General features: G+C 45.6%; 11 protein-coding genes. All 11 read left to right on the top strand.

Annotation, left to right across the window (positions count from 1 at the left end; translation table 11 throughout):
- Positions 1 to 123 precede the first annotated feature (123 nt).
- The 11 genes from GPK60_RS09590 to hisC all read left to right on the top strand — a co-directional run bounded on the left by GPK60_RS09590 (position 124) and on the right by hisC (position 11056).
- Positions 124 to 957 carry a sigma factor gene (locus tag GPK60_RS09590; protein WP_173865499.1) on the top strand — a complete coding sequence of 278 codons (834 nt, stop codon included), beginning with the start codon at positions 124 to 126 and terminating at the stop codon, positions 955 to 957.
- 123 nt (positions 958 to 1080) lie between these two features.
- The gene (locus GPK60_RS09585) at positions 1081 to 1455 is read left to right on the top strand and encodes a TIGR04086 family membrane protein (RefSeq protein ID WP_022118986.1); all 375 of its coding nucleotides are present in this window, start codon (positions 1081 to 1083) and stop codon (positions 1453 to 1455) included.
- Positions 1456 to 1564: 109 nt separating this feature from the next.
- Positions 1565 to 2974 carry a transcription termination factor Rho gene (gene rho / locus GPK60_RS09580; protein ID WP_215659645.1) on the top strand — a complete coding sequence of 470 codons (1410 nt, stop codon included), beginning with the start codon at positions 1565 to 1567 and terminating at the stop codon, positions 2972 to 2974.
- A 182-nt stretch (positions 2975 to 3156) separates the two neighbouring features.
- On the top strand, positions 3157 to 3357 hold the full coding sequence (gene rpmE, locus GPK60_RS09575; protein ID WP_022118988.1) for a 50S ribosomal protein L31: 201 nt from the start codon (positions 3157 to 3159) through the stop codon (positions 3355 to 3357).
- A gap of 208 nt (positions 3358 to 3565) precedes the next feature.
- A complete protein-coding gene (locus GPK60_RS09570; protein WP_147631051.1) occupies positions 3566 to 4477 on the top strand; it encodes a DUF1385 domain-containing protein in 912 nt (303 codons plus the stop codon).
- Complete coding sequence (prmC, locus tag GPK60_RS09565; RefSeq protein WP_173895665.1) at positions 4474 to 5358, top strand: peptide chain release factor N(5)-glutamine methyltransferase; 885 nt, start codon at positions 4474 to 4476, stop codon at positions 5356 to 5358. Before GPK60_RS09570 ends, prmC begins: the two co-directional genes overlap by 4 nt.
- Positions 5351 to 6424, top strand: coding sequence for a peptide chain release factor 1 (gene prfA / locus GPK60_RS09560; protein WP_022118991.1), 1074 nt, complete (start codon positions 5351 to 5353; stop codon positions 6422 to 6424). The genes prmC and prfA overlap by 8 nt, the downstream gene beginning before the upstream one ends.
- Before the next feature lie 39 nt (positions 6425 to 6463).
- Positions 6464 to 7810 carry a phosphoglucosamine mutase gene (gene glmM, locus GPK60_RS09555; protein ID WP_022118992.1) on the top strand — a complete coding sequence of 449 codons (1347 nt, stop codon included), beginning with the start codon at positions 6464 to 6466 and terminating at the stop codon, positions 7808 to 7810.
- A 67-nt stretch (positions 7811 to 7877) separates the two neighbouring features.
- Positions 7878 to 8777, top strand: a complete 900-nt coding sequence (locus GPK60_RS09550) for a phosphatidylglycerol lysyltransferase domain-containing protein (RefSeq protein ID WP_173895662.1) — start codon at positions 7878 to 7880, stop codon at positions 8775 to 8777.
- Positions 8778 to 8781: 4 nt separating this feature from the next.
- Positions 8782 to 9966 carry a pyridoxal phosphate-dependent aminotransferase gene (locus GPK60_RS09545; protein ID WP_147631055.1) on the top strand — a complete coding sequence of 395 codons (1185 nt, stop codon included), beginning with the start codon at positions 8782 to 8784 and terminating at the stop codon, positions 9964 to 9966.
- A 25-nt stretch (positions 9967 to 9991) separates the two neighbouring features.
- Positions 9992 to 11056, top strand: a complete 1065-nt coding sequence (gene hisC, locus GPK60_RS09540; RefSeq protein WP_215659636.1) for a histidinol-phosphate transaminase — start codon at positions 9992 to 9994, stop codon at positions 11054 to 11056.
- Positions 11057 to 11071: the final 15 nt, after the last annotated feature.

Here is an 11071-nt window from a genome sequence, read left to right as displayed (position 1 = left end):
GAGTAGATATGATTTCGGTCAATCCAAAGCATACACGATAAAGCAGTAAGTAGAACTCGTGAGGGTCTACATTATCTCGGCGTGAGTATATTTAATCACATTTTGAGTGGCAGGAAAAAAACGATGCAGAGTAAAATTGTTTTCAGAGAGATGTTAAGTGAGCTGAAGGCACTTGCAGATGTGCAGGGGAATTATCTTACAAAAGAAGACATAAAAAAATTCTTTCCGGGAGATGCCCTGAATGAGGAACAGTTTGGACTGGTCTGCGAATACCTTGTCAGCCAGAAGATCAAAGTGGACGGGTACGAACCGGCCCAAAAGACACCGGAAAGCGCACAGAAGACAGTGAAGGAGGATGCAGAGAGAGCGTCTGCTTCGAATCCTGAGACAGAAAAACAGGAAGAAAACAGTGAAGCACAGGACGGGGAAGGTCCGGATTTCCTTGGCATGTATCTGGAGGAACTTGCAGAGATCGAAAAACTTTCCGAGACGGAAGAAGAACGTCTGTTTTTTGAGGCGGTAAATGGCGATTCCATGGCAAAAAGCACGCTGGCAGGACAGTATCTGGAAACGGTCTACGAGCTTGCCATGACGTATGTCGCTTCCGAGCTGCCGATCGAAGATCTGGTGCAGGAAGGCAATATCGGACTGCTGCTTGCACTTGAAAATCTGGAGGCAAAGCCTAATCTGGAAGAATACCGTAAGCAGGTGTTTGCCGGTATCCGGAAAGCAATGGAAGAGGCCGTTGAGATGTCACAGGACAAAAAAGACCTGGATGATGAGATCGTAGGCAGAGTCAATCACCTGAACGAGTCGATCCTCAGCCTGGAAGAGGATCTTGGACACAAAGTTTCCATGAGCGAGCTGTCGGCCTATCTGGAAATGCCGCTTGAGGAGATTAAAGATGTTCTGCGTATGGCCGGTGATGAGATGAAAGATAAATCAGATGTGAGATGATTCCCGCCTCAGCAGGCGGCGAGCAACAAGCCGTGCACCTCGCAGCAAGAATGCCAGAGGCATTCTTGAAAAAATGTTCTGCCGGATGGAAGGCTGTCATATAGTATGAGCAGGGGGGATTGCATGGAAAAAATGCAGAAACGATCAAAACCAGTGACCCTGCTCATTTCACTTCTGGGTTCCTGGATCGTCACAGCAGTGCTTCTTGTGCTGCTGGCAGCTGCGATGATGAAATTTCAGTTAGAAGAAGGAAAGATCTCGGCGGCTGTGACCGTCATTTATCTGGGATCCGCCTTTTTGGGCGGAAGGATCGCAGGCAGAAGGACGGAGAACAAAAAATACCTGTGGGGGCTGCTCGCAGGAATGTGTTATTTTGCAGTGCTTTTTCTTCTGACACTGATCCTGAAACGGAACATAGATCCGTCTTCCATACAGACGATAACGACAGCCTGTCTGTGCATGGGAGGCGGAATGTTAGGCGGAATGCTTGCTTTTTAAAAGCATTTCGTGTAAAAGTTCGTATAGATTTTTAAAAACAGTTATGTTAAAATAGGCAGATGTTAGATTCAGAAACAGCCATCAAAGATGGAGGAAATACAGGATAATGATGAAAGAAAAATATGAATCGCTCTCAGCGGTTGAATTAAAGGCGATTGCAAAAGCCAGAGGCCTGAAAAATCTTTCCGGTCTGAAAAAGAGTGAAGTAGTTGCAAGAATGCTTGAGGCAGATGAAAAAGAACGTGAACAGAAAATATCCGAAGAAACGGAAGAACGTGCACAGACACAGACTGTAAAAGCGGAAAGACCAGAGATGACAGAGCATGCAGAGAGATCCGAAAAGCGTCCGGAAGAGAAAACAGGACTGGATTTTTCACAGCTTGACAGCGGTCAGACAGTGACCGGTATTCTGGAAGTAATGCCGGATGGTTTCGGATTTATCCGATCCGATAACTATCTGCCGGGTGACCATGATATTTATGTTTCGCCGTCCCAGATCCGAAGATTCAATCTGAAGACCGGAGATATCATCAGCGGCAATACACGTATCCGCACCAATACCACGCAGCAGGAGAAGTTTGCAGCCCTGCTCTATTTAAAGAGCACAAACGGCATGCATCCGGCAGAAGCTGCCAAAAGATGCAATTTCGAGGATATGACACCGATCTTTCCGAACCAGCGTATGCGTATGGAGCGTGATTCGAGAAATGTAGCCATGCGTATCGTTGACCTGATCTCACCGGTCGGCAAGGGACAGCGAGGAATGATCGTGTCACCGCCGAAAGCCGGAAAGACGACACTATTAAAAGAGATGGCAAAGTCCATCCTTGGAAATGACCCGGATATGCATCTGATCATTCTGCTGATCGACGAGCGTCCGGAGGAAGTTACCGATATCAAGGAAGCCATCGTCGGAGATAATGTAGAAGTAATCTATTCTACCTTTGATGAGCTGCCGGAGCATCACAAACGAGTTTCCGAGATGGTGATCGAGCGTGCAAAGCGTCTGGTTGAACATAAAAAAGACGTTACGATCCTGCTCGACAGCATCACAAGACTTGCAAGAGCCTACAACCTGACGGTTCCGCCAAGCGGACGTACCTTATCCGGCGGTCTTGACCCGGCGGCACTGCATATGCCGAAACGTTTCTTCGGAGCAGCGAGAAATATGCGTGAGGGCGGAAGCCTGACGATCCTGGCAACGGCACTTGTCGATACCGGAAGCAAGATGGACGATGTCGTATACGAAGAGTTCAAGGGAACCGGAAACATGGAGCTTGTCCTTGACCGCAAGCTTTCCGAAAAGAGAGTTTTCCCGGCACTGGATATCCAGAAATCCGGTACCAGAAGAGAGGATCTTCTGCTCGATCCGGAAGAGCAGGAAGCAGTGTACATCATGCGAAAAGCATTAAACGGTATGAAGTCGGACGAAGCTGTCGAGAACATCCTGAATATGTTTGTACATACGAAAAACAATAAAGAACTGGTACAGGTGGTTAAAAAACAGAAATTTATATAAAATCGTTGCTTTTTATAAAGACTTATGGTATAATTCAAACGCTGTCTAACAGACAGTTTAACTGTAGGGACTTACAGGGATAGTCCGGGGTATCTTGCCGTGGAAACATCAGGAGCGGCATTGACCGGAAATCGACCGAGAAAGGTAAGCAGTTCACAAAATAAGAAAAAGAGGTGAAAATCATGAAGGAAGGAATCCATCCAGAGTACTATCAGGCAACTGTAACTTGCAACTGCGGTAACACATTTGTAACAGGCTCCACAAAAAAGGATATCCATGTTGAAATCTGCTCCAAATGCCATTCATTCTACACAGGACAGCAGAAAGCAGCAGCAGCACGCGGACGTATTGATAAATTCAATAAGAAATACGGCATCAAATAATAAGCGTTTTGGGTACAGGAGTATACAGATGTCCTGCGAAGGTAGGATGTATATGCTTAAGATAATGAGAGGGGTTGAGGTTGAAAAATCTCAACCTTTTTTATCACACGGATTTTTTGTGTGGATGTTTTGAACGCAGAGAAGCGGATTGTGAATGTCCACTTTACACAAAAAGTTTCCGGGTGTGGAAGTTGGAGGAAGCAGCAGTATGAAATCATCCAATATAGGCGGTCAGGCGGTCATGGAAGGCGTGATGATGCGAAATGCAGATAAATATGCAGTCGCAGTCCGCAAAACCGACGGCGAGATCGTTGTGAAAACAGAAGAATATAAAGGTATTGTTCAAAATAAAAAAATACGTTCTCTTCCGATCATACGAGGTGTGTTCAGCTTTATAGATTCCATGGTTCTTGGTATGAGTACACTGACTTATTCTGCATCTTTTTTTATGGATGAGGAAGAAGAGGAGAAAGACGAAAAGAAGGAGTCCGTGATGATGGGGCTGACGATTGCATGTTCAGTTGTGATGGCAGTAGCCATTTTTATGATACTTCCTTATTTTTTGTCACAGTTGTTTCGAAAATTTACAGATTCTACTACTTTGATCACACTGCTTGAAGGTGCAGTTCGTCTTGTGATTTTCTTTGGGTATATTCTGCTCATTTCCAGAATGAAAGATATTCAGCGTGTGTTTATGTACCATGGTGCAGAACATAAGTGTATTAACTGTATAGAGCATGGCATGGAGTTAAATGTGGAAAATGTGCTGAAAAGTTCCAGACTGCACAAACGCTGCGGAACCAGTTTTTTGTTTATCGTTATGATCGTCAGCATTATTTTCTTTTTGTTCATCCGGATTGAATCCCCGATCTGGCGAGTGGTATTCCGGCTTTTGCTGATCCCGGTGATCGCAGGCGTTTCGTTTGAGTTTATCCGTCTGGCGGGAAAGAGCGAAAATAAACTGGTAATTTTTTTATCAAAACCGGGTATGATGTTGCAGAAGCTTACAACAAGGGAGCCGGATGCTTCCATGGCAGAAGTAGCGATCGCATCGGTAGAGGCTGTGTTTGACTGGAGAGCATATCTGAAAGAAAATTTTGGGTGGCAGGAGAAAGTATGACGTACGAAGAAGCACGAAAAGAAGCAGAACAGATTCTGAAAGGGGCAGAAGTTCCGGATGCGGCTCTGGATGCCTGGTATCTTTTGGAATATGCGATACGGAAGATTGAAAAAAAGGAGACCGGGCGAACCTGGTATCTGATGAACCGAAAGGAAAGCATTCTGCCGGGGACACTCTTATACTATCAGGAATTGGTCTCCCGAAGAAAACAGCGGATTCCGCTGCAGCATCTGACCGGAGAACAGGAGTTTTACGGTTATCCATTTTATGTCAATGAACATGTACTGATCCCAAGGCAGGATACGGAAGTTCTGGTAGAAGAAGCACTGAAGCGAAAAAGAGAGGGCATGAAGGTGCTGGATCTGTGTACCGGTTCCGGATGTATTCTGCTCAGTATTCTGAAAAATCTGAAGCAGGGAACGGGAGTCGGCATCGACATCTCAGAACAGGCACTTGAGGTTGCAAGACGAAATGCGAAAAGGCTGGGGCTGGAAGCAGCAACAACTTTTGTTTTAAGTGACTTGTTTGAGAAGGCACAGGGACCGTACGATATGATTGTCTCCAATCCGCCTTATATTGAAACGGAAGAGATTGCACAGCTGATGCCGGAAGTGCGGGATCATGAGCCGCGTCTGGCACTTGACGGAATGTCTGATGGGCTTTATTATTACAGAAGTATCGTTTCACAATGCAGGGATTATTTAAAAGAAGACGGTGCACTGCTGTTTGAGATCGGTGCAGGGCAGGGAGCTGCAGTGAGTGAACTGCTCAAAGAAGCCGGTTTTGTGTCCGTCCAGGTAATAAAAGATCTGGCAGGGCTTGACCGGGTAGTTGCAGGAAAAGCAGGTACAAAGAAAGGAAAACAAGAAAAAGATGTTTGATAGACTGGAAGATTTGCTGATTCGATTTGAAGAGATCATGAGCGAACTGAATGAGCCGTTTGTCGTCAACGACCAGACCAGATTTCAGAAGCTTATGAAGGAGCAGAGTGATCTGCAGCCGATCGTGGATGCATATAAAGAATATAAAGAGAGCAAGCAGACGGTAGAGGACAGCCTTTCCATGCTGGAAGAAGAGTCCGATGAAGAAATGCGAGAAATGCTCAAAGAAGAACTGAATGATGCAAAGAAAAATATCGAAGAACTGGAACATAAGCTCAAAATTCTGCTGCTTCCGAAAGATCCGAACGATGAGAAGAACGTTATCGTCGAGATACGTGCCGGAGCAGGCGGGGATGAGGCGGCTTTATTTGCAGCTGAGATTTACCGCATGTATGTGAAATATGCGGATATGCACCGCTGGAAAACAGAAATGATGAGCTTAAATGAAAACGGTATCGGCGGTTTCAAGGAAGTAACATTCATGATCACCGGGCAGGGTGCATACTCCAGACTGAAGTACGAAAGCGGTGTACATCGTGTACAGCGTGTACCGGAGACAGAGTCAGGAGGGCGTATCCATACTTCCACGATCACGGTTGCGATCATGCCGGAAGCAGAAGAAGTAGACTTCCAGCTGGATATGAACGACTGTAAATTCGATGTATTCCGTGCATCTGGAAACGGCGGACAGTGTGTCAACACGACAGACTCCGCAGTACGTCTGACACACATCCCGACCGGTATCGTCATCTCCTGTCAGGATGAGAAATCTCAGCTGAAAAACAAAGACAAAGCACTGAAAGTACTGCGTTCCAGACTTTATGAAATGGAACTTGCAAAACAGCACGATGCAGAAGCAGAAGCAAGAAGAAGCCAGATCGGAACCGGTGACCGTTCCGAGAAGATCCGTACTTACAATTTCCCGCAGGGACGTGTGACGGATCATCGTATCAAACTGACACTGCACAGACTGGACGGTATCTTAAACGGCGATCTGGATGAGATCATTGACAGCCTGATCGCAGCAGATCAGGCAGCGAAACTTGCAAATCTGCAGGAAGCTTAAAAGTGATTGTATATAGTATAAGGAAGTGAGGTTTGTATTATGGGTAAATATTTTGGAACCGATGGTTTCCGAGGGGAAGCCAATGTAACTTTGACGGTAGAACATGCATTTAAGGTAGGACGTTTCCTTGGTTGGTATTACGGACAGGAGCATAAGCCAAGGATCGTCATCGGAAAAGACACCAGAAGAAGCAGTTATATGTTTGAATATGCACTGGTAGCAGGCCTGACCGCATCCGGAGCAGATGCGTACCTTCTGCATGTGACAACCACACCGAGTGTTTCCTATGTGGTAAGAACCGATGAATTCGACTGCGGTATCATGATCTCAGCAAGCCACAACCCATTTTATGACAATGGGATTAAAGTGATCAACGGAATGGGATGTAAACTGGAAGCAGAAGTTGAAGCTAAAATTGAGGCATATATTGATGGCGAGAGTGGAGAACTTCCGCTGGCGACAAAAGAAAATATCGGCCGCACGGTGGATTATGTTGCCGGAAGAAACCGTTACATCGGCTATCTGATCTCTCTTGCAACCAGATCCTTCAAAAATTACCGCATTGGGCTGGACTGCTCGAACGGAAGTTCTTCTGCAATCGCAAAGAGTGTTTTTGATGCACTGGGAGCGAAGACTTATGTGATCAACAATGAGCCGAACGGAACTAACATCAATACAAACTGCGGCTCCACACACATCGGTGTACTGCAGCAGTATGTAAAAGAAAAAGGCCTGGATGTCGGATTTGCCTATGACGGTGATGCAGACCGGTGTATAGCAGTCGATGAAAATGGCAATGTTATTGACGGGGATCTGATTCTTTACGTGTGTGGAAAATATTTAAAAGAGCAGGGCAAACTGAAAAATGACACGATCGTAACGACCGTCATGTCCAACCTCGGTCTGTACAAAGCATGCGACAAAGCCGGCATTCACTACGAAAAGACAGCTGTTGGTGACAAGTATGTCTATGAGAATATGACACAGAACGGCCACTGCCTGGGCGGAGAACAGTCCGGACATATCATTTTCAGCAAACATGCGACAACCGGTGACGGTATCCTGACTTCTCTGATGATCATGGAAGTGCTTACCGAGAAAAAACAGACACTTGGAACGCTGGCAGGAGAAGTGAAGATTTATCCGCAGCTGTTGAAAAACGTGCGTGTTGCCGACAAGAAGACAGCAAGAGAGAATCCGGAAGTACAGAAAGCCGTCGATCAGGTGGCAGAAGCACTTGGAGATGAAGGACGTATTCTGGTGCGTGAAAGCGGAACCGAGCCGTTGATCCGTGTTATGGTAGAAGCAGCAGAAGACGCACTCTGCGAAAAATATGTAGATCAGGTCGTAGATGTTATGAAGGCACAGGGACTGGTTGTAGAATAAGAAAAAAGTGTGGGCTGTCCTTTTTCAAACAGGGCAGCCTTTTTTATAAGAACAGGAAACAGAAGGTATGATAAATTTTAGAAAAGTAGAGCTGGAAGATCAGAAAGCGTACAAACCTTATATGACACAGCAACAGTGCAGAAGCTGTGAGTGTACCTTTGCAAATCTGTACCTCTGGTCCAGGTTTTATGCTGTTACGGCGACGGTGGAGAACGGGATGTTGCTGACAAAAAGTGAGGAAGGCGACTATCTGTCTTATGGATTTCCGATGGGAAAGCCAAAGTATTTAAAAGAGGCGGTAGATGCACTTTATGAGTACAGTAAAGAGAAGAAACGCAAGTTTCAGATGCACAATGTAACACCGGAACAGTTTGCACTTTTAGAAGAAATCTATCCGGGAAGATTTCAGATCGAATACCGCAGAGACTATGCAGATTATGTCTATGAAGCAGAAAAGCTTGCAAAATTATCCGGAAAGAAATATCATGGAAAGAAGAATCATACGAACAAGTTCAAAAAGCTCTATCCGAACTGGCAGTATGAGAGACTAAATGATTCGAACGTGGAAGAATGTTTTCAGATGGCACTGAAATGGAGAAACAAAAACGGTTGCGGAGAAGATCCAGAAAAGAACAGTGAGATGTGTGTAACCCTGAATTCACTGCGGCTGTATAAAGAGCTGGATCTTCGCGGAGGCGTGCTTCGTGCCGAAGGAAACGTGGTTGCGTTTTCTATCGGAGAGCCGGTCTCAGATGACACCTTTGTAGTCCACATTGAAAAAGCATTTGCTGATGTGCCGGGTGCTTATCCGATGATCAATCAGCAGTTTGTGGAACATGAAGTGCAGGGATTTTCCTACGTGAATCGAGAAGAGGATATGGGCGAAACGGGACTTCGCAGTGCCAAAGAATCCTATCACCCGATTTTTATGGTGGAGAAAGGCATTGTGACAGAGAAAGGGGAATAACAGCATGATTTCAGAGAAGATGAGAGGATATGTGGAGAACAGTTCTGCGATCCGTGCAATGTTTGAAGAAGGCAAAAAGATGGCAGATCAGTTCGGAGCAGAAAATGTATACGATTTCAGCCTCGGTAATCCGAATGTGCCGGCACCTGCCGAAGTAAAAAATGCAATCGAAGAAATCCTGAAAAACGAAGATGCACGGATGGTGCATGGCTATATGAACAATGCCGGATACGAAGATGTCAGAGAGGCTGTTGCAGCGTCGTTGAATCAGCGTTTTGGCACAGCATTTCACAAAGAAAATATTTTAATGACAGTCGGTGCGGCAGGCGGCATGAATGTCCTGATGAAAACCCTGTTAAATCCGGGCGATGAAGTGCTGACCTTTGCACCTTATTTCGGAGAATATCGTGCTTATGTGACGAACTACGACGGTATTTTAAAAGAAGTGGAGCCGGATACCGAAACTTTCCAGCCAAACCTGAAAAAATTTGAGCAGATGCTCAGCGAAAAGACAAAAGCAGTCATCGTCAATACACCGAACAATCCGACCGGAGTTGTCTATTCTGAAGCAACCATTCAGAAAATGGCAGCGATTCTGGAGACAAAACAGAAAGAATTCGGTACAAGCATCTATCTGATTTCAGACGAACCTTACCGTGAGCTGGCATATGACGGCGTGGAAGTGCCGTATCTTACCAAATACTACCGCAACACGATCGTTGGTTATTCTTTCAGTAAATCTCTGTCACTTCCGGGAGAGCGTATCGGCTATCTGGTGATGCCGGATGAGCTGGACGGTGCAAAAGATATTATCGCAGCAGCAGCCGTTGCAAACCGTATCCTCGGATATGTCAATGCTCCGTCTCTGTTCCAGCGTGTGATTGCAAAATGTCTGGATGCAAAAGCAGATCTGGAGTACTATAACCGCAACCGTGAGACACTGTACAACGGACTTCAGAAGGCAGGACTTACCTGCATCAAACCGGAGGGAGCTTTCTATCTGTTTGTAAAATCGCCGATTGCAGATGAAAAAGAATTCTGCCAGAAAGCAAAAGAATACCATCTGCTGATCGTTCCGGGAAGCTCTTTTGCATGCCCGGGCTATGTGAGACTGGCATACTGCGTTTCTTATGAAACCATCGTAAATGCACTGCCAAAATTTGAAGAACTGATGAAAAATTATAAATAAACGCACGGACGAGGAGGAACGAAACATGAAGGCATGGGAAAAAAATGTCAGAACAGTGGTACCATATGTACCTGGAGAACAGCCAAACCAGATCGGAATGATCAAGTTAAACACCAATGAAAATCCGTATCCGCCGGCTCCCGGAGTGCAGGAAGCAATCAAAAGCTTGGATGATAAAAAGATGCGTCTTTATCCGGATCCGACCGCAGATCTGCTGGTGAGTGAACTGGCTGACTTTTATCATCTGGATAAAGATCAGATTTTTGTCGGCGTTGGATCCGATGATGTGCTGGCCATGTGTTTTCTGACGTTTTTCAATTCCGAACGTCCGATCTTCTTCCCGGATATCACCTATTCTTTTTACGATGTATGGGCAGATGTATTTCGCATTCCGTATGAGTGCCAGCCGCTTGATGAAAATTTTCGCATTGTAAAAGAAGATTATTACCGGGCAAACGGCGGTGTGATCTTCCCGAATCCAAATGCTCCGACCGGAATTGCACAGGATCTTTCTGATATCGAAGATATTCTGCAGCACAACCAGGATGTGGTTGTGATCGTGGATGAGGCGTACATTGATTTCGGCGGACATTCTGCACTGGAGCTGATCGACCGCTATGAGAACCTGCTGGTTGTGCAGACGTTCTCAAAATCACGTTCGCTTGCCGGTATGCGGATCGGATATGCTTTCGGAAACAAACAGCTGATCAAGTATCTGAACGATGTGAAATATTCTTTTAATTCTTACACGATGAACTATCCGTCTCTTGTGATCGGAAGAGCGGCACTTGCAGACCGTGCTTATTTTGAAGAGACAAGGAACAAGATCATTGCGACCAGAGAGCGTGTCAAAAAAGAACTGGCAGGACTTGGATTTACCTTTGGAGATTCGATGACAAACTTCTTGTTCATTACACACGAAAAAGTGGCAGCCAGAGAACTGTTTGAGGCATTGAAGATCAAGAAAATTTATGTGCGTTATTTCAATAAACCAAGGATCGACAACTATCTGCGTGTGACGATCGGAACGGATGAAGAGATGGATGCACTGCTTGCATTCTTCCGTGACTATCTGAAGAAAAAAGCCTGAGAAAGGGAACAGCGA

The organism is Ruminococcus sp. MCC718 (genome assembly GCF_018783905.1).
GTDB classification, from domain to species: Bacteria; Bacillota; Clostridia; order Lachnospirales; family Lachnospiraceae; genus Hominisplanchenecus; species Hominisplanchenecus faecis.
This window is presented reverse-complemented; position numbering and strand designations above follow the sequence as displayed.